Origin of the sequence: Delftia sp. ASV31 (assembly GCF_016428765.1) — a bacterium.
Classification (GTDB): Bacteria; Pseudomonadota; Gammaproteobacteria; order Burkholderiales; family Burkholderiaceae_C; genus Comamonas; species Comamonas acidovorans.
The window spans coordinates 1-17,565 of the sequence record NZ_JAELTK010000076.1; the positions used below are offsets into that span (position 1 = coordinate 1).

Consider the following 17,565-nt stretch of genomic DNA (forward strand, 5'->3'; position numbering starts at 1 on the left):
GTACGGGCACAATGTGCGCCGATGCGTGCGGCCACGGCGGCGCCACCAACCGTTGAGGGAAGACAAGATGTTCCAGCAAGAGACCGGCAGCCCGTCTGCCCCCACCGCAACGGCCGGCGCCGTGCCATCGGCCGCGCACGAGCACCCCAACCAGTTCGCCCTGCTGGGCCAGCGGCGCTTTGCGCCGTTCTTCTGGACGCAGTTCTCGGGGGCGGCCAACGACAACCTGTTCAAGTTTGCGCTCACCGTGATGGTGACCTACCAGCTCAGCGTCTCCTGGCTGCCTTCGGCCATGGCGGGGCTGGTGATCGGGGCGCTGTTCATCCTGCCGTTCCTGCTGTTCTCGGCCACCTCGGGCCAGCTGACGGACAAGTGGGACAAGACGCGCATGTTCCGCCTGGTCAAGAACCTGGAGATCGCCATCATGGCGCTGGCCGCCTGGGGCTTCATCCAGGCCAATGTGCCGCTGCTGCTGGGCTGCGTCTTCCTGATGGGCCTGCACTCCACGCTGTTCGGCCCCGTGAAATTCGCCTACCTGCCCCAGGTGCTCAGCGAGCGCGAGCTGACGGGCGGCAACGGCATGGTGGAGATGGGCACCTTCGTGGCCATCTTGCTGGGCAATGTGGCCGGCGGCCTGCTGGTGGCCGTGCCCGAGGTGGGCCATATGCAGGTGGCCGTGGCCTGCCTGGCGCTGGCGGTGATCGGGCGGATCTTTGCGCAGTTCATCCCCAATGCGCCGGCCACCGACCCGCACCTGGTCATCAACTGGAACCCCTTCACCGAAACCTGGCGCAACCTGCAGCTGGCCCGCGAGCAGCCCGCCGTGTTCCGCTCGCTGCTGGGCATCAGCTGGATGTGGTTCTTCGGCGCCGTGTTCCTGGCCCAGTTCCCCAGCTTTGCCAAGGAGGTGCTGCATGGCGACGAGCATGTGGCCTCGCTGCTGCTGGTGGTGTTCTCGGTGGGCATTGGCACGGGCTCGCTGCTGTGCGAGGTGTTCAGCCGCCGCCATGTGGAGATCGGCCTGGTGCCGCTGGGCGCCATCGGCATGAGCGTGTTCGCCGTGGACCTGTTCTTTGCCTCGCGCGCGCTGCCGGCTTCCGAGCTGATGGGCGTGGGCGCCTTCTTTGCCCAGCCCGCGCACTGGCGTGTGATGGCCGACCTGGGCATGCTGGCCCTGTCGGCCGGCATCTACAGCGTGCCCATGTACGCGCTGATCCAGATGCGCAGCCAGCCCACGCACCGCGCACGCATCATCGCGGCCAACAACATCCTCAACGCGCTGTTCATGATCGCCTCCAGCGTGCTGGCCGGCGCGCTGCTGGCGGCGGGCTTCAGCATTCCCCAGGTATTCCTGATCACGGGCATTGCCAATGCCGTGGTGGCGGCCTACATCTTCTTGCTGGTGCCCGAGTACCTGCTGCGCTTCGTGGCCTGGGTGGCCTCGCGCTTCGTGTACCGCTTCAAGGTGCAGGGCGACGAGCACATTCCGGCCACCGGCGCGGCCATCCTGGCCTGCAACCATGTGAGCTTTGTCGATGCCGTGCTGCTCATGGCCGCCAGCCCCCGGCCCATCTACTTCCTGATGGACCACCGCATCTTCCGCGTGCCCGTGCTGGGCTGGCTGTTCCGCCTGGCCAAGGCCATTCCGGTCGCGCCCCAGAAGGAAGATCCCGCCACCTACGAGGCAGCCTTCGAGCGCGCCGCCCAGGTGCTGCGCGAGGGTGATCTGCTGGCCATCTTCCCCGAGGGCGGCATCACGCGCGACGGGCAGCTGCAGGAGTTCCGGGGCGGCATCATGAAGATCGTCGAGCGCGCCCAGGCCGATGGCCTGCAGGTGCCCGTGGTCCCCATGGCGCTGACCAATCTCTGGGGCTCGTACTTCAGCCGCATCGAGCAGGGCGGCGCCATGGTGAGGCCCTTCCGCCGTGGCCTGTTCAACCGCGTGGGCCTGAACGTGGGCCAGCCCATGGCCCAGGCCGAGGTGCAGCCCGCGCTGCTGCGCGAGCGCGTGCAGCGGCTGCTGGCGGCTTAAGAGGGGTTCTGTTCCTCTACCGTGAAGCTCAGGCCGGCATTGGCCTTGAGCCTGGCGATGAGCGCGTTGCCCATGGCGGGCGCCGTGGTCCAGATGCCGCCGGGCGTGTCCGGGGCGTCCTGCAGCAGGCAGACGGCTGCCTCGGTGATCATCTTGGACGTGGAGCCGTAGCCCGGATCGCGGTCGCCCTTGACGCCCACGCGCAGGCTGTGGCCGGCCGTGTCGGTGCCGATGAACAGCACGTCGTAGAAGCCCGATTCACGCTCTTCGCGCGATGGCCCCTCGCCAGGCTGGGGGCCGTCGTCCGCGCCCAGCGACTTGTCGGCCGCCACGGCGTTGGCCAGGGCCTCGCCCTTTTCGCCCGCACCTGTGACCATCATCTCGTCGTAGACAAAGTCGGCGCCATAGGCATGGCCCAGCAGAAAGTTGGAGCGGTGCACGTTGCGCGTGTTGATGGCCGCCATCACGAAGGGTGCCACCCACAGGCCCAGCACCTCGTCCACCATGGGCTTGCTGCCGGACGGCTGGCGCGGGCCCTCGAAGCCCGGCGTGAGCGAGAACGGATTGCGCAGCAGCTCCAGCACGCCCGGCTGGGCGGCGGCCGCCGCCATGGTGGCCTTGAGGCTGGCCGCCGTGCCGCCCGAGAACGTGCCCTTCATCTTGCGCACCCGGCCCCGCACGCGCTGGGCGGGTTGGCCGAAGCGGGCCTGCATCTCTCGCTGCAGCATGAACACGCCCAGGTCGAAGGGAATGGAATCGAAGCCGCAGGAGAACACGATGCGCGCGCCGCTGGCCTTGGCTGCGGCCTCGTGGGCATCGATCATCTGGCGCATCCACGCTGGCTCGCCGCACAGGTCCACATAGTCCACGCCGGCGCTGGCGCAGGCGGCCACGAGTTCGTTTCCGTAGAGCTGGTAGGGGCCGACCGTGGTCAGCACCAAGCGGGTCTGCTCCATCAGCGCCTGCAGGCTTGCGGGATTGCCGGTGTCGGTCACCACCAGCGGGGTATCGGCGGGCGCGCCCAGCTCGTCGCGCACGGCTGCGAGCTTGGCGGCATTGCGCCCGCCCATGGCCCAGCGCAGGCCGCTGCCTGCGGGGTAGCGCCTGAGCAGGTACTCCACCACCAGCCGGCCCGTGAAGCCGGTGGCGCCGTGGACGACGAGGTCAAAGGGTTTGGTCATGGGAGATCTCCATCAATCAGCGTGGCGAACGTGCGATTGCCCGCTGCACTGCAGCCGGGGTGGGCGCATTGTCTGTGGCGCGCCGCAGGGTTCCTGTCGCCCAGGTGCCGTGCCCGATGTCCTGCGTGCTGGTGTCACATGCAGGAACTTTTTGGGGTGTAAACAACAGTCAAAAACTTGAAAAGTACCGTTTGAAGATACTCGATGGCCTGTGTCTGGCCACTGTTACGGTTGAATGCAGACACGCAAGTTACGTCTGGGCACCATGCGTCCCGTGTTCAACCAATGCCCTTGAGGGGCACCTCGGCAAATGTCCTCTTCTCCCATCGTCGTTCAGCGTGATACCCGGGCCTGGCAACTGCAGGTGTGGGTGTCGTTCGGCATTGCGGTCTCGCTGTGCGCCATCGGCTTGGCCTGGCTGCCCGGCGAGCAGCTGGAGCAGGCCTTCATGGTGATGGGCTATGTGTTCTGCCTCTCGGCCGCCTTCGTGCTGGCCAAGTTCGTGCGGGACAACGAGGGCGGCCGCAGCGGCGCAGGCGACACGCCCATGTGGAAGCTGGTGGTCTGGGGCGGTTTTGCCGTGTCCATGGCGCTGACCGGCTGGGGGCTGGTGAGCATGGACATCAACGTGACCTACAAGGCCTTCCTGGGCGTGAGCTGGCTCTATCTCATCACCACCGCCTTCACGCTGGCCAAGATGCTGCGTGACCGCCACGAGGCCGACCTGGCGCAGGCCCGCATGCATGGCCGTCGCGAGGCCGCGCAACCGGCCGACGCCGAGTGATGTCCACCCCTTCCCCCGCATTTCCAGGAGTCCAAGCAATGATGGTCAACCAATCCGTTTTCGCGCGCCTGCCGCGTGCCCTGCTGACCGCTGGTGCGCTGTGCGCAGCCCTGGCCATGGCGCCTGCCCATGCGCAAAGCGAGGCCTCCGTGGCGCTGTCCATGCTGCCCGTGGCCTCCGTGGTGGGTACGGCTTCGGTGGCTTCGACGGCCGCTGGCGCCGTGGTGGCCTTGCCGGCCGCGCTGTCGGTGGGCGGCGCGGTGCTGACCGTGAAGGCGGTGCAGGCCTCGGCCACGGGCACGGTCTATCTGCTCGAGCGTGCCTCCGATGGCGCCCAGGCCAGCGTGGAAGTGGTGGGGCGGGGCGCCTCCGCCTCGGTCTATGCCGTGGGCACGGTGCTGACCTGCAGCGTGATCGGCGCAGGCGTTGTCATCTCGGCGGCCGGCAAGGTGCTGGCCTTCATTCCCAACGAGATGGGCAAGGCCCTGCTGCACAACGAACGCCTGTGATGCCCGTCATGAAACCGTCTCTCTCCCTTTCCCCGGGGGCCCGTTCCGCCTGCCTGGTGCTGCTGCTGGCCGCCGCGCTGGGCACGGCCCATGCAGGCCGCAGCTGCGAGGACAAGCCCCTCACCCCCCAATCCCTGCAAAAGGGGCTGGACCTGGCCCAGCGCACATCCCAGGCGCTGGATGCCGAATATGCGAAGAACGGCACCCGCGTCGTGCTGCTGGCGCGCGTGGGCCAGGACCTGAGCAAGTACGACCTGCACTACTCGCACTACGGCTGGGCCTACAGGACCCCCGAAGGCCCCTGGCGCGTGGCGCACAAGCTCAACGAATGCGGCACGGCCGGCGGCCATGTCTACCGCCAGGGCCTGGGCGAATTCTTCCTGGACGACCTGTGGCGCTACGAGGCCGGCGTTCAGGTGCCCACGCCCGCCGTGCAGCAGGCGCTGTGGACCTTTCTGAGCCAGCCCCAGACCGTGCTGCGCCTGCAGCACGAGCCCTACAGCATGGTCAGCTATGCCTGGGGCCAGCGCTACCAGCAGTCCAACCAGTGGGCCACCGAAACCCTGGCCGCCGCCATGGAGCCGGCCACGGTGCAGCGGCGCGAGCAGGCCCAGGCCTGGCTGCAGTTCAAGGGCTACGAGCCTGGCGTGCTGGTGATTCGCGCGCTGTCGCGGCTGGGCGGGCGCGTGACGGCTGCCAACATCGCCTTCGACGACCATCCCAACGACAAGCGCTATGCCAGCCGCATAGAGACCGTGACCGTGGAGTCGGTGACGCAGTGGCTGCAGCGCAGCCAGCTGGCGGGTCCGGTGCGCGTGCTGCCCTGAGCCGGACCGGCTTTTCCTCCGCCTGCGGTCTTCCTCGGCCGCAGGCCACTGAAACAGGAGTTTCCCCATGAGCAAGGCCCTGCGTCTGCCCGAAAAATGGTTCCGCCGAGGCCTGTGGCTGGTGGCGGTGGTGTTCGCCTCGTTCCTCATCGGCCTGGGCGGCCTGGTGGTGGGGGATCTGCCCCAGGTCGAGTCGCCGCGCACGGTGGAGGACTTCATCGCGCCCGCTGCTGCCGAGCCCGTCAAGGCCGAGATCAAGGCCGCCGATGCCGATCACGACAAGGCGGAGACGGCGCTGCAGAACGCGCGCCTCAAGTACCAGGCCACGCAGGCGCGCTACCGCTCGGCGCGCGAGACCTTCGACAACTGGGTGGCCACGCGCCGCGCCACGGCCCGGCCCGAGCAGGACAGCGAGCTGCTGTCGCGCACCCAGGCGCTGGATGCCATCAAGCAGGAAGAGAACGCCGCACGCGCTGCCGTGGAGCGGCTGCAGGACGCCAGCCTGCAGGCACGCCAGCGCCTGGACGCGGCCAACCGCCAGTGGGACGGTCTGCGCGACGGTGCCATGGAGTCCTGGCGCAAGGAGATGCGCGCCATCGAGCTGCGCGTCTTCCTCTACCGCCTGGCGCTGACCCTGCCCCTGCTGCTGGTGGCCGGCTGGCTGTTCGCCAAACAACGCAAGAGCACCTGGTGGCCCTTTGTCTGGGGCTTCATCTTCTTTGCGCTGTTCGCCTTCTTCGTCGAACTCGTGCCCTACCTGCCCGACTACGGCGGCTACGTGCGCTATGTGGTCGGCATCGTGGTGACGGTCCTGCTGGGGCGCGCGGCCATTCTGGGCCTGAACCGCTACCTGGAGCGGCAAAAGCAGCAGGAGTCACTGCCCGAGATGCAGCGGCGCCAGGAACTGGGCTACGACGTGGCCCTGGCCCGCCTGGCCAAGGGCGTATGCCCGGGCTGCGAGCGCCCCGTGGACCTGAAGGACGGCGCCATCGATTTCTGCCCCCACTGCGGTATAGGCCTGTTCGACCGTTGCGGCAGTTGCAATACCCGCAAGAGCGCCTTTGTGCACTATTGCCACAGCTGCGGCACCCAGGCCGATGGCAACCGCAGGAAGCCGGGAGCCGTGCTGCCTTCCACGTCCGCTGCGCCTGCCGTGGCTCCCGTGCCTCCCGTGCAGGAGGCCGGGCCGGCACCGGGTTGAGTCTGGCTGAGCCCGCCTGACCCCCGCCTGAAGTGGCCCTGGCGACGGCTGTGGCGGTGTCGGCCGGAGCCGGCAAGACCCTTGAAGCTGCGCGGGGTTGTGGTACACCATGGCTTGCGCGCTCGGCCGGGGCGCAGATGTCTTCAGCGAGGATGCCATGTCACGCCAGCTGCCGTATCCCCCACAACACACGCCGGCGCAGCCCGCCCAACCACCGGCCGGCGCGTCCGCCCATCTTCTTCCCCTGGCGGCCTGGGCCGTGGGGGCTGCCCTGCTGGCTGCCCATGTGCTGGCCGGCCCTTCTTCATGGAAAGCCTGGGCGGCCTACGCCGCGCTGTCGGCCCTGGCCGGCATGGCCTGGGTCTGGCGCTGCCATGCTGCCGGCCTGCCGCTGACCCGGACGCTGCGCGGCCACGGCTGGATACAGGCCACGATGGCCTTGCTGCTGGCGGCCTGGCAGCCCTCGCTGGCCTGGGCCTCTGCCCTGCTGTGGCTGGCCGCCATCGCCTGGCTGCCCTGGGATGGCGAGCGCGAGCAGGCGCTGCACTTGCCCGCAGGCCAGATCGTGCTGCTGTGCGCCATGCTGGCCATGCTCTGCGCCGTGGTGGTGGCCAGGCCCATGCCGCAGATGGCACCGGGCTCGGTCGCCGTGCGCATTCTGTGGCTGGCCAGCGTGCTGCTGCCGCTGGCCGTGCATGCGCTGGCCCTGTGGCAGGCACTGAGCCGCATGCAGCGCCAGTACACCGAGGAACTGGCGCAGCTGTCCAGCTACTGCGGCCAGCTGGCCGAAGATGTGCAGCAACTGCAGACCCGCGTGGGCTCGCTGCAATTGCCCACGGGGCGCGACACGCTGACCGGCGTGGCCAACTACTCGCGATTGATGGATGCCGTCGATGGCCTGCGCGAGCGCCATGCGCGCAAGCCCGAACCGTTTTGCGTGGTGCTGCTGGAGCTGGACCCCTGGGTGGAGCGTGCGGGCGTGCACCCGCCGCACAAGGGACCATCGCTGCAGGACCGGGTGCTTCTCATGCTCAGCGGCCTGCTGGTCACGCACCTGCGCACGGTGGACGGCATAGGCCGCTACCGCGATGACACCTTCATGCTGGTGATGCCGGATACCGCCTCCGTCCAAGCCGTCTGGGCGCTGCAGCGCGTGCGCGAGGGCGTGCGCCAGCAGCACTGGAGCGAAAAGCCCATCCCCGATCCCGACAAGGACCCGCTGACCCTGACCCTGGCCGTGGCGGAGTTCCAGGCGGGCGAAACCTCGGAGCGGCTGGTGCAGCGTGCCGAAGCGGCCCTCGCGCATGGCCGCGCCTGCGGGCGCAACCAGATCGTGGTGGCCGAGGACGTGCGGCCGCCACGTACCTCCTAGGCGAGAAGGATGCAATCCCCGGGATTTCCCGGATGCGGTCACAATGGGCGCCCATGAGGGCCGCCGGCCCGCCGCGCTTCTTCGCATGCCCGTGCTTTCCTCCATTTCTCGGAATTTCCCGGACCGTCTCCTGTGGGGGCCGAAGCCGGCGTCGCCGTTGGTGGACGAGGCGCTGCACCTGGAGCGCTGGAAGCGCCGCACCTGGCAATTGCACATCTCCGTGCTGGTCAGCCATATCTATGCGCTGCTGCTGTTTCTGGGCCATGCCTGGGCCGGCTATGCGCCCTGGGCCGTGGTGCTGGGCTATGGCCTGTGGGTGGCGGCGGGCATGGGCTTCATCACCTGGGCCTATGCCAGCGACTGGTGCCACAGGCTGCGCGATCCGGGCATGTTCCTCACGCACCAGCTGGTGTCCATCATCGGCGTGCTGGGCATGGTCATGGCCGCCCCTGCGCTGGCGTTCCAGTCCATGGTGATGCTGATCGCCTTCAGCGCCGACGGTTTCCTGGCGCGCAGCCGCACCAGCTTCTGGCTGACCTGGATAGGCACGCTCATCGCCGTGGCGGCCATCATTCTCTGGAGGGGGCCGCTGATGCGCATGACCACGGACACGGCTGCAGGCCAGTTGCTGGCCTTCGGCGTGGTGCTCGGTGCCGTGGTGCGCTGCAGCGTGCAGGCCACCTTCTTTCGCAGCATGCAGTACCGGCTGGGCATCGCCAATGACAAGCTGGCCACGGCGCTGGCGCAGATCGAGGCCCTGCTGCGCCATGACGACCTGACCGGCGTCAGCAACCGCCGGGGCGTGATCGAGCGGCTGCACGAGGTGCGCACCGCCGCCCACGACCGCGGCACGGTGCTGTGCGTGGCGCTGCTGGACATAGACCACTTCAAGCGCATCAACGACAGCTTTGGCCATGAGGGCGGCGACCGCGTGCTGCGCGCCTTCGGAACGCTGCTGAAGTCGCAGCTGCGCAGTGCCGATGGCGTGGGTCGCTATGGCGGTGAGGAGTTCCTGCTGGTGCTGCCCGACACCGACCTGGCCCAGGCCGGCGAACTGCTGGAGCGCCTGCGCCTGCGCATTGCCGAAGCCCCGTGGACGCAGACCCTGGGCGAGGGCGCCCGCGTCACCTGCACGCTGGGCGCCGCGCAGTACCGCGCGGGCGAGTCGGTGGAGGCGACCATTGCGCGTGCCGATGCGGCGCTTTACCGTGGCAAGGCCCAGGGCCGCAACTGCACCGTGCTGGAGCCGCAGCAGGCCCGGCCGGCCCCCAGCGCAACGCCTGCCTGACTGCTTGTGGCGTGTGGCTTGTGAGTGCAGCTCACGACGAGTGCCAGAAAACATCGTTATTCATTCGCACGGATCGTCCATAGCATCGGCACCCTGTCCAGGACGGGCTGGGATGTGCATATGAATCAATGGATCGCTGAAACCGCCGGCAACATCGCCGGGAGCATGGCCGTAGACATTGCGGGCTGGGAAGGGCGTTTGTCGTCCAGGCCCCGCCAGCTGCAGGCCGGGCCGCTCAGTGCCGAACTGGCCGATGGTTGCCTGCGCAGCGTCCGCTACGGCAGCCTGGAGATCCTGCGCTCCGTGGCCTTTGCGGTGCGTGATGAACAGGGAGACCGCTGCGTGCATGGCAGCGGCGAACTGAGCCTGCGCGAGAAAGACGACCGCTTCGAGGTCCTCTACGAAACCGCGGTGGACTGTGGTGCCCTGCGCCTGGCATGGCGCGTGCGCATCGCAGGGTCGGCGCGCGGGCTGGGCTTCACGGCTTGGGCGCGCGCCCTGGATGGCATGGAGGGAGGCCTGCAGCGCGGCCTGCGCGGTGGATGCGCGGGGCTGGAGATCGTCTATCCGCGCAATGCGCTGGCGGGCCGGTCCGTGCATGTGGAGCATGCCGATGGCAGTGCCCAAAGCACCGTGCTGCCCGAGCCCGATGCGCTGCTGCGCCTGTCGCAGCTGTCCGCCATCACCCACGAGCCTGCGCCCGGCCTGCGGGTGGGCTGCCGGCTGGAGGGCGCGGAGTTCGAGATGGTGGGCCAGTGCTGTGGCGGCAAGTCCTTCTTCAGGCTGCAGCCACGCGCGCAGTCCCCTGCGCATTCCTACCTGTTGACCCGGGGCCGGGCCCTGGTGCAGATGGCCAGCTTCTCGTTTGCCGCGCCCGGCGCCATGCAGTAGGGCTTGGCACCGAGGCTACCCCGGCCGCATCAGCCCGCTCCGTGGATGCGGGCGGCGTGCACCGTGGCCTCCAGCAGCTTTCTCTCCCGCTCCAGGTGGGCAATGAACTGGGCTTGCTCCATGGCCATGGGCTTGAAGCCGGCGTCGGCGAGCTTGCGCACCAGATCCGGCTCGGCCAGCACGGCTGCGGTCTCGCGGGCCAGGCGCTCTGCGATGCGGGCATCGGTGCGGGCCGGCAGCAGCAGGCCCTGCCAGGCCTCGACATCAAAGGACTGCCAGACCGGCGTTTCCTGCAGGCTGGGAGTCTGCGGCAAGGTGGCGGCCCGCTGTCGGGAAGTCACGCCCAGACCGCGCAGCTTGCCTTCGCGCACGAAGGACTGGACCAGGGCCACGGGCAGCACGGCCAGGTCGATCTGCCCGCCCGCCAGCTCGGTCAGCGCCTGCGGGCCGGATTTGTAGGGCACATGCGTCCATGACAGGCCGGCCTGCTGCTGGAGCATTTCTGCGGTCAGGTGCAGGCTGGTGCCCACGCCATCGGTGCCCACGGTCAGCCGGCCCGGCTGCTGGCGCGACAACTGCACCAGTTCGGCCGCCGTGGTGGCCGGCAGGTCGGGGCGGCCTGCCAGCACGAAGGCCGAAGAGGCCACGGGCGCCACGGGCAGCAGTTCCCTGAGGCCGTCATACCGGAAGCGCTCTGGCGACACCAGCGGCGCAATGAGCACGCAGCTGGCCACGCCGAACAGTGCGGTATGACCATCCGGCCTGGCCTTGATCACCCGCTGTGTGGCGATGGTGCCCGAGGCGCCCACGGTGTTTTCTATGACCACGGGCTGGCGCAGCCGCTCCGCCAGGCGCGGCATGACCAGGCGCGCGGCCACGTCCACGCTGCCGCCCGGCGAAAAGGGCACGACCACGGTCAGCGGCTGGCTGGGCCAGGCGTCGGCCCCAGCCGTGGACGCACGGGCTGCCGGTGACAGCCAGGGCGCGCCCAGCATCCAGGCCGCCATTTGCCTGCGGTTGAGGCTCATGACAGCCTCCCGGCGGCGCCCAGCCAGGGCAACTGGTCCGCGTGGTAGCGCCAGGTCTGGAACACGCTGTTGAGCCGTCCGGGGCCGGTGCGGCGCGCTGCGGCATCGGGGTACTCGGCGAACCAGGGCAGGATGTATTCCCAGACCACCTCCCCCGCAGGCGTGACCTCGAAGAGCCGGCCCGTGGCCGATTCGGTGATGTGGGTGTTGCCGTTCCACAGGCGCTGGGCATTGCCCATGAAGGCGGTGTAGAAGGCGTTGACCATCTCGTCCTGGTAGCTCCAGACCACGCGGTGGTCGGCAGGATCGATCTCCACCACGCGCGAGAAGGCCACATGGGCGCCTTCGCGGAAGTTGCCGTTGTCGAAGGCCAGGATGTGGCCGTTGTCCAGCGCCACGGGCGCATGCTGGTGTGAGACCACCGACGGCGGAATGTGCAGCGTCACCGCGCCGCTGGCCTTGTCCACGGCAATGATGCCGGAGGTGGTGCGCAGGCTCATGAGCACGCTGCCGTCGGCCCTCACGCCAAGCCCGTTGACCAGCGGCCAGTGGTAGCGGCCGAAGCCCGGGTGGATGGGGAAGTCCTCGGGCGCCAGATGCTCCCAGGCCTTCCATTCCCAGACCAGGCGGCCGCTGCGGTCCACTTCGCGGATCACGTCGCCGTACATCACCTCGCCGGGCCCATGCGCGGTGCCGCCGGGCACGCGCTCGGCAAAGCCCGCAGGCACGGGCGCGCAGGCGGCGTAGAGCAGATGGCCGTTGGGCAGCCATTGCGCGTCATGGTGGTGGTCCGGGTCCTCGTGGCGCCAGACGATCTTGCCCTGCGGCGTGACCTCGTAGAAATCGCCGCCATGCCACATGGACCACGGCGCATAGCGGTCTGGCGAGCGGGGGTGGTTGCCGTTGTAGCCGAGGTTGCCGTTGGGCAGGATCACGGCGTGCCGGCCCGCGCGCACGGGCAGCTTCCATTCATGGGCCACGCGGCCTTCGATGTCCACCAGGTAGACATGGCCGTCGGCCGTCTGCGGCGCGATCAGGGTGTAGCCGCCGGCCGAGAGGGCGGGGTCGTGGGCGATGAGTCCGACGCCGCGGCGGCGCTGGGTGACTTGGTCTACGGTGCTTGCCATGGGCTGCTTTCAAAGGAGGCCGGGAATGAGCGCCACTCTAGGCAGTCGCAAGCGTCAGGAATAGCTGTTTGTTTCGGATGAGGTGTCAGATAAAAATTTACACTCCGCGCCATGCCCGCAATCTCCCAGGCCTTTCGCTGTTTTGACGAGGTGGCGCGCCGTGGCTCGGTGCGCAAGGCCGCCGTCACGCTGCACCTGACGGCGGCCGCCGTGAACCAGCAAATCCTCAATCTGGAGGCCCAGGTCGGCGTGCCGCTGTTCGACCGCCTGCCGCGCGGCATGCAGCTGACAACGGCCGGGGAGCTGATGCTGGCGGCCGTGCGGCGCAGCCAGCGTGACTTCGACAACGCGCTGGCCCAGGTGGAGGACCTGCGCGCCCTGCGCCGGGGCCATGTGCGCGTGGGCGTGTCCCATGCCACGGCCGAGTACCTGCTGCCCCTGGTGATCGCCAGCCTGCACGGGCGCTATCCGGGCATCACCTTCAGCGTGCGTTCGGGCACGGGCGAGGAGCTGCTGCGCGGCGTGGCGCAGGGAGAGATCGATGTGGCCTATTGCCTGCGCCGCCCGCCGCCGCCCGGCGTGCAGGAGGTGCGCGCCTGGCCCCAGCCGCTGGGCGCGGTGATGGCCCCCGGCCATCCGCTGGCCACCGAGCCGCGCCTGCTGCGCCTGCGCGATTGCGTGGACTATCCGCTGATCCTGATGGCGCCGGGCATGGAGTTGCGCAGCATGCTGGAGCAGATGGACAGCGCGGCCCTGCACCAGCAGCGGCCGCTGGTGGAGACCAGTTCCGTGCCCATGGTGCGGCGCCTGGTGGCCGGCAGCACGGCCCTGGGATTCCTGGTGCCCGACAACGTGGCCGAGGATGTGGCGGCAGGCCGCCTGCTCTGGCGGCCCCTGCACGACGCCGGTGCGCAGTTGCCCGGCTGCCTGTACCAGCGCATCGGCTACACCAAGGCAGCCGCCATGCGGCTGTTTCTGGACGAGCTGGAGCGCGTGGCCGACGAGATGCGCGCCGGCTTCGAGACCGGCGTGTCCTGGTCGCTCAAGGACCTGGCGACCTGAGCGATCTGAGCGACTCGAGCAATCGGCTGAGGGGCGTCAGACGCCCCGGGCGCGCTCGGCCTTGAAGCGTGCGCGCATTTCAGTGAAGTTGCCCGCCTCCAGCGCATTGCGCACTTCCTGCATCAGGTTCAGGTAGTAGTGCAGGTTGTGGATGGTGGTGAGCATGGGGCCCAGCATCTCGCCGCAGCGGTCCAGGTGGTGCAGGTAGGCGCGCGAGAAGCCGTCGCGTCCGCCTTGCTCCCAGCTCACGCCGCTGGTGCCGGCGCAGGCATGGCAGGTGCAGCTGGGGTCCAGCGGCTGGTGGTCGGTCTTGTGGCGTGCGTTGCGGATCTTCAGGTCGCCATAGCGCGTGAAGATGGTGCCGTTGCGCGCATTGCGCGTGGGCATGACGCAGTCGAACATGTCCACGCCGTCGGCCACGCCCTGCACGAGGTCCTCGGGCGTGCCCACGCCCATCAGGTAGCGCGGCTTGTGGGCAGGCAGGCGGTGGGGCGTGTGGGCCATGATGGCCAGCATCTCGTCCTTGGGCTCGCCCACCGAGACGCCGCCCACGGCGTAGCCGGGGAAGTCCATCTCGACCAGGGCCTGCAGCGATTCCTCGCGCAGGTTCTCGTACATGCCGCCCTGCACGATGCCGAACAGCGCATTGGGGTTGCCCAGGCGCTGGAACTCGTCGCTGGAGCGCTTGGCCCAGCGGCGGCTCATCTCCATGCTCTTGCGTGCCTCGGCCTCGGTGGTCTTGTGGCCGTTGGTCTCGTAGGGCGTGCATTCGTCCAGCTGCATGACGATGTCCGAGTTCAGCACGGTCTGGATCTGCATGCTGACTTCGGGCGACATGAACAGCTTGTCGCCGTTGACCGGGCTGGCGAAGTGCACGCCTTCCTCGGTGATCTTGCGCATGGCGCCCAGGCTCCAGACCTGGAATCCGCCCGAGTCGGTGAGGATGGGCTTGTCCCACTTCTCGAAGCCGTGCAGGCCGCCGAAGCTCTGCATGATGTCCAGCCCCGGGCGCATCCACAGGTGGAAGGTGTTGCCCAGGATGATCTGCGCGCCCATCTCCTGCAGGCTGCGCGGCATCACGCCCTTGACGGTGCCATAGGTGCCCACGGGCATGAAGATGGGTGTCTGCACCACGCCGTGGTTGAGCGTGAGCTGGCCGCGGCGCGCGTGGCTGGAGGGATCGGTCTTGAGCAGGTCGAATTGCAGCATAGCCCTCCATTGTCCCAGATGGCCGCATGTGCGTGTCGGACGCGCCGGGACTGTCCCCGGAGCCCGTCTGGCTTAGCCGGCCCGCGTCTACACTGGGGTGGTTGCGATTCGCCAGCTACAAAAAAGGAGGTCCGCATGCTGAAGATCATGATTGCCGTCGATGGGTCCGAGCCCTCGCTGGATGCCGTGCACCACGCCATCTCCCTGGTGCGCCAGGGCCTGCAGGCGCATTTCGTGCTGGCCCATGTGCAGCAGGAAGCCTCGCTGTTCGAGCTGGCCACGCAGGACTCGGACATGATTGCCGCCGCCAGCGTGGACGCCGGCATGCACCTGGTGGCGCCGGCCGTGGCCCTGGTGCGGGCGGCCGGCATTTCCTACGAGGTGGAGATCGGCCTGGGCGAGCCCGCCGCCGCGCTGGCCGACATTGCCGAGAGCACGGGCTGCGAGCAGATCATCATCGGCGCACTGGGCCAGGGGGGCCTGCGGCGCGTGCTGATCGGCTCGGTCTCGCGCGAGGTGGCACGCAACAGCCGGCTGCCCGTGACCATCGTCAAGCATGCCGAGCCGCAAGATGAAGAAGGGGAAGAGGACCTGGGTCCCGAGTGAGGGGGCCGGGCGCGCGCGGGCTTTCAGGCGGCCCGCCGTTGCTGGCCCTGGTGGGACTGGTGACGGCCTGCATGGGCGCCGTAAGCTCCGTAGGCACCATGAGCGTGCGCATGCGCGTGGGGTTGCAGCTTGCCGTGCGGCAGGCTGGCCAGGCGCTGGAACATGCGGCGGCAGTAGCCGCGTATGCCCAGGCATTTGTTGATCTCATCCACCGGCAGGGGCCCGGAGACCACGACGATGCTGTCGGCCTGGTCCCAGTCGCCAGCCGCGCGCAGCCGCCTGCGCGTGCACAGCGCCCAGGCATGGATGCGCGTGGGCGAGCCATGCTCATGGACCTGGCCCGTGACCAGGTCGAAGGCAATGGCCACCAGCTCGGTCCTGAGCCGGCAGCGGCGCTCGCCCGTGATGGCACTGGGCGTCTCGCGCATGTCGTACAGGCAGTAACTGCCGGCCTTGAGCTGGTATTGCAAATCCATGGCGGACCTCCGCGGTTCGTTCTGGGGCGGGTTCCGGGCCTGCCTGAAAAGGCCCGGGGCATCGGCGCATTCTGACGCATGGCCCCGGCCGCTGGCAATGCAGCCAGCGGGACGGGGCTTCCCCCGCGAAGGGCAAGCGGCAAAGCGTGCCAGGCGAGGGCCGGTCTTCTAGAAGTCCAGAAGACTGAAGCCCACGCTGAGCACGGTGCGCTTGTAGTTGTAATCGATCAGGCTGTCACCGTATCCGCTGAAAAGCTGGACATGCAGGCGCAAATTGCTCTTGCCACCGTTCCATCCTTCGCCTAGGGTGCGCAGCCATTCGACGCGGCCGGAGCCGCGGCCCTGGCCCAGCGAGCCGCGCGCAGTGAAGCCCAGATAGTTCTGCGCATTGACGTTCCAGCCCAGTTTCACCTCGCCCCGGCCGATGTAGTCCTGGATGCGCGGGTTGTCGTCGTGCTCGGCGCTTTCGCGGATGCGCTGCCAGGCCTTGGCGTGCAGCTGCCAGCGGTTGTCCAGCTCGAAGCCGGTCATCAGATACCAGCGGTTCCAGCTGCGCGACAGCGGATCGCTCTGGCCGTTGGACTGGTGCACCAGGCCCACGCCGCTGTAGCGCCAGCGCCAGCCGAAGGGCAGCCGGGCATCGGTGGGGTAGACGTAGAAGATCTCGGGCTCGTGGTCCGTGTTGCGGAAGGGCCGCGAGATGGCGGGGCTGAACAGCTGCCAGTACGACTGCTGGGTGTAGCCGACCCACAGCGAGTCCTTGCCCGCCGAGGTGCTGCTGGTCAGCAGGCCCTGGGCGACCTTGGTGCGCACGGACAGCTGCACGCGCATTTCCTCGGTCTTGTAGGGCTGCGACTGCGCAGGGTCCTTGCCGGGCGTGGTGGGCTGCCGGTTGACATGGTCGGCCGTCACCACGGACACGGACATGGGCCGGTAGCCGCGGAAGCTGAAGGTGCCGCAGTCGCTGCCCGGTTCCAGCTCGAAGTAGCGCGACAGCTCGCTGTAGCGCGGGTCGCGGCAGCCGCCGTTGGTGGGGGTGGTGGGCAGCGCCAGGCCCTGGCCGCTGTCGGCCGTCACCACGGGGGCGGGCGTGGGAAGGGCGCCAGGATCTGCTGCGGCGCTGGCGGCCGGAGCACTCCAGCCGGTGGCCGGCGGCGCGGTCAGCGGCTGCTGCTGCTGGGCCCAGGTGTCGAAGCAGGCCAGGCGAGACTGGTTGTCCGTGGTGGCGGCGCACTGGCGCCAGGCGTCCTCGGACAGGGGGCGGGGCGCGGTCTGCGCCTGGGCGCCGAGCCAGGGCGTGGCGCCCAGTCCCATGGCCAGGGCCCACTGCAGGGGTGTCGGCGTGCGGCTTGGGCGCTTGCGGCGATCCAGGTGTGTAGGAGTCGTCATGGCTTGGGTCCGGTGATGGAAGGAGCGAAGAGTAAGGGGTAATGAGTGAAGAGGGAGCAGGGGGCTCGTGTGCAGGCTCGGGGGCCGGTCACGGCGCGAGCTTGCGCAGCACGAAGGGCCGGGGCGCCGCATCGTCGCCTTCGATGAAGTTGCCGCGGATCTCGCGGGCGCAGCTGCCTTCGACGACATCGCCCAGCCAGGTGGCGGTGATGCGCTTGCCGTCGGCGCTTTCTTCCAGCGTGATGTGGTCATCGGCCACGTCGCCGACCATGGGGCGGGTGTCTGCGCCGCGCGCAATCGTGCCCTTGACGTTGCCCTTCCACTGGGGGTGCGGCCCCAGCTGCAGGCGCACGGGCTGGGACTGGCCTTCGACGGTTCCCGTCCATTCGCCCTGCAGCTGGCTGTCCTTCATCTCCTCGTCGTCGGGACATGGGGCGTGTGGCAGGGCGGTGGCAGCGCGGGCGGCCTTGGGCGTGGCCTGGAGGGTGGGCCGGGTGGTGGTCTGCAGGTCCGTGCTGGAGCAGGCGGTGGTCACGGCCACCAGCGCCAGGCTGAGAACGGGGCGGTAAAAACGCATGCGGTG

General features: G+C 68.8%; 17 protein-coding genes. 10 read left to right on the top strand and 7 right to left on the bottom strand.

The window, feature by feature from the left end:
• Positions 1–67: 67 nt before the first annotated feature.
• Positions 68–2,032, top strand: coding sequence for an MFS transporter (locus tag JHD82_RS22480; RefSeq protein WP_034368816.1), 1,965 nt, complete (start codon positions 68–70; stop codon positions 2,030–2,032).
• Here JHD82_RS22480 and JHD82_RS22485 read toward each other — a convergent pair.
• Positions 2,029–3,213, bottom strand: a complete 1,185-nt coding sequence (locus JHD82_RS22485) for a trans-acting enoyl reductase family protein (RefSeq protein ID WP_065347386.1) — start codon at positions 3,211–3,213, stop codon at positions 2,029–2,031. The two genes, JHD82_RS22480 and JHD82_RS22485, sit on opposite strands and share 4 nt — an antisense overlap.
• Before the next feature lie 310 nt (positions 3,214–3,523).
• Between JHD82_RS22485 and JHD82_RS22490 the strand changes: the two genes are divergently transcribed.
• The 7 genes from JHD82_RS22490 to JHD82_RS22520 all read left to right on the top strand — a co-directional run bounded on the left by JHD82_RS22490 (position 3,524) and on the right by JHD82_RS22520 (position 10,085).
• The gene (locus JHD82_RS22490) at positions 3,524–3,997 is read left to right on the top strand and encodes a YiaA/YiaB family inner membrane protein (protein ID WP_012202471.1); all 474 of its coding nucleotides are present in this window, start codon (positions 3,524–3,526) and stop codon (positions 3,995–3,997) included.
• A 38-nt stretch (positions 3,998–4,035) separates the two neighbouring features.
• Positions 4,036–4,506, top strand: a complete 471-nt coding sequence (locus JHD82_RS22495; RefSeq protein WP_197944468.1) for a hypothetical protein — start codon at positions 4,036–4,038, stop codon at positions 4,504–4,506.
• 8 nt (positions 4,507–4,514) lie between these two features.
• A complete protein-coding gene (locus JHD82_RS22500; protein ID WP_199138887.1) occupies positions 4,515–5,333 on the top strand; it encodes a DUF2145 domain-containing protein in 819 nt (272 codons plus the stop codon).
• Between the two features lie 67 nt (positions 5,334–5,400).
• Positions 5,401–6,534, top strand: coding sequence for a zinc ribbon domain-containing protein (locus JHD82_RS22505; RefSeq protein ID WP_199138889.1), 1,134 nt, complete (start codon positions 5,401–5,403; stop codon positions 6,532–6,534).
• 157 nt (positions 6,535–6,691) lie between these two features.
• Complete coding sequence (locus JHD82_RS22510) at positions 6,692–7,906, top strand: GGDEF domain-containing protein (protein ID WP_199138891.1); 1,215 nt, start codon at positions 6,692–6,694, stop codon at positions 7,904–7,906.
• A 160-nt stretch (positions 7,907–8,066) separates the two neighbouring features.
• Entirely contained in the window at positions 8,067–9,194 is a 1,128-nt protein-coding gene (locus JHD82_RS22515; protein WP_230357315.1) for a diguanylate cyclase, read from the top strand.
• A gap of 120 nt (positions 9,195–9,314) precedes the next feature.
• Positions 9,315–10,085, top strand: coding sequence for a hypothetical protein (locus tag JHD82_RS22520; protein WP_199138893.1), 771 nt, complete (start codon positions 9,315–9,317; stop codon positions 10,083–10,085).
• Positions 10,086–10,114: 29 nt separating this feature from the next.
• Here the strand turns inward: JHD82_RS22520 and JHD82_RS22525 are convergent, their stop codons facing one another.
• Together JHD82_RS22525 and JHD82_RS22530 are read right to left on the bottom strand one after the other, a co-directional pair.
• Positions 10,115–11,113, bottom strand: coding sequence for a tripartite tricarboxylate transporter substrate binding protein (locus JHD82_RS22525; protein ID WP_199138895.1), 999 nt, complete (start codon positions 11,111–11,113; stop codon positions 10,115–10,117).
• Positions 11,110–12,240: an aryl-sulfate sulfotransferase gene (locus tag JHD82_RS22530; protein ID WP_199138897.1), complete on the bottom strand. Its 1,131-nt coding sequence runs from the start codon at positions 12,238–12,240 to the stop codon at positions 11,110–11,112. Before JHD82_RS22530 ends, JHD82_RS22525 begins: the two co-directional genes overlap by 4 nt.
• 111 nt (positions 12,241–12,351) lie before the next feature.
• Between JHD82_RS22530 and JHD82_RS22535 the strand changes: the two genes are divergently transcribed.
• Positions 12,352–13,302 carry a LysR family transcriptional regulator gene (locus JHD82_RS22535; protein WP_012202480.1) on the top strand — a complete coding sequence of 317 codons (951 nt, stop codon included), beginning with the start codon at positions 12,352–12,354 and terminating at the stop codon, positions 13,300–13,302.
• Positions 13,303–13,338: 36 nt separating this feature from the next.
• Here the strand turns inward: JHD82_RS22535 and tgt are convergent, their stop codons facing one another.
• Positions 13,339–14,511 (bottom strand): tRNA guanosine(34) transglycosylase Tgt, encoded by a 1,173-nt coding sequence (gene tgt / locus JHD82_RS22540; protein ID WP_012202481.1) that lies wholly within the window; start codon positions 14,509–14,511, stop codon positions 13,339–13,341.
• A gap of 135 nt (positions 14,512–14,646) precedes the next feature.
• On the opposite strand from tgt, the gene JHD82_RS22545 reads away from it, so the two are divergent.
• On the top strand, positions 14,647–15,117 hold the full coding sequence (locus JHD82_RS22545) for a universal stress protein (protein WP_012202482.1): 471 nt from the start codon (positions 14,647–14,649) through the stop codon (positions 15,115–15,117).
• A 23-nt stretch (positions 15,118–15,140) separates the two neighbouring features.
• Here JHD82_RS22545 and JHD82_RS22550 read toward each other — a convergent pair whose 3' ends face one another.
• From JHD82_RS22550 to JHD82_RS22560, 3 genes are all read right to left on the bottom strand, one after another.
• On the bottom strand, positions 15,141–15,593 hold the full coding sequence (locus JHD82_RS22550; protein WP_012202483.1) for a hypothetical protein: 453 nt from the start codon (positions 15,591–15,593) through the stop codon (positions 15,141–15,143).
• A 168-nt stretch (positions 15,594–15,761) separates the two neighbouring features.
• Positions 15,762–16,982 (bottom strand): phospholipase A, encoded by a 1,221-nt coding sequence (locus JHD82_RS22555; protein WP_012202484.1) that lies wholly within the window; start codon positions 16,980–16,982, stop codon positions 15,762–15,764.
• Between the two features lie 88 nt (positions 16,983–17,070).
• The gene (locus JHD82_RS22560) at positions 17,071–17,559 is read right to left on the bottom strand and encodes a hypothetical protein (RefSeq protein WP_199138899.1); all 489 of its coding nucleotides are present in this window, start codon (positions 17,557–17,559) and stop codon (positions 17,071–17,073) included.
• Positions 17,560–17,565: the final 6 nt, after the last annotated feature.

Coding starts and splice junctions, on each gene's coding strand:
- JHD82_RS22480 (WP_034368816.1), top strand. CDS start 68: ATGTTCCAGCAAGAGACCGGCAGCCCGTCTGCCCCCACCGCAACGGCC.
- JHD82_RS22485 (WP_065347386.1), bottom strand. CDS start 3,213: ATGACCAAACCCTTTGACCTCGTCGTCCACGGCGCCACCGGCTTCACG.
- JHD82_RS22490 (WP_012202471.1), top strand. CDS start 3,524: ATGTCCTCTTCTCCCATCGTCGTTCAGCGTGATACCCGGGCCTGGCAA.
- JHD82_RS22495 (WP_197944468.1), top strand. CDS start 4,036: ATGATGGTCAACCAATCCGTTTTCGCGCGCCTGCCGCGTGCCCTGCTG.
- JHD82_RS22500 (WP_199138887.1), top strand. CDS start 4,515: ATGAAACCGTCTCTCTCCCTTTCCCCGGGGGCCCGTTCCGCCTGCCTG.
- JHD82_RS22505 (WP_199138889.1), top strand. CDS start 5,401: ATGAGCAAGGCCCTGCGTCTGCCCGAAAAATGGTTCCGCCGAGGCCTG.
- JHD82_RS22510 (WP_199138891.1), top strand. CDS start 6,692: ATGTCACGCCAGCTGCCGTATCCCCCACAACACACGCCGGCGCAGCCC.
- JHD82_RS22520 (WP_199138893.1), top strand. CDS start 9,315: ATGAATCAATGGATCGCTGAAACCGCCGGCAACATCGCCGGGAGCATG.
- JHD82_RS22525 (WP_199138895.1), bottom strand. CDS start 11,113: ATGAGCCTCAACCGCAGGCAAATGGCGGCCTGGATGCTGGGCGCGCCC.
- JHD82_RS22530 (WP_199138897.1), bottom strand. CDS start 12,240: ATGGCAAGCACCGTAGACCAAGTCACCCAGCGCCGCCGCGGCGTCGGA.
- JHD82_RS22535 (WP_012202480.1), top strand. CDS start 12,352: ATGCCCGCAATCTCCCAGGCCTTTCGCTGTTTTGACGAGGTGGCGCGC.
- tgt (WP_012202481.1), bottom strand. CDS start 14,511: ATGCTGCAATTCGACCTGCTCAAGACCGATCCCTCCAGCCACGCGCGC.
- JHD82_RS22545 (WP_012202482.1), top strand. CDS start 14,647: ATGCTGAAGATCATGATTGCCGTCGATGGGTCCGAGCCCTCGCTGGAT.
- JHD82_RS22550 (WP_012202483.1), bottom strand. CDS start 15,593: ATGGATTTGCAATACCAGCTCAAGGCCGGCAGTTACTGCCTGTACGAC.
- JHD82_RS22555 (WP_012202484.1), bottom strand. CDS start 16,982: ATGACGACTCCTACACACCTGGATCGCCGCAAGCGCCCAAGCCGCACG.
- JHD82_RS22560 (WP_199138899.1), bottom strand. CDS start 17,559: ATGCGTTTTTACCGCCCCGTTCTCAGCCTGGCGCTGGTGGCCGTGACC.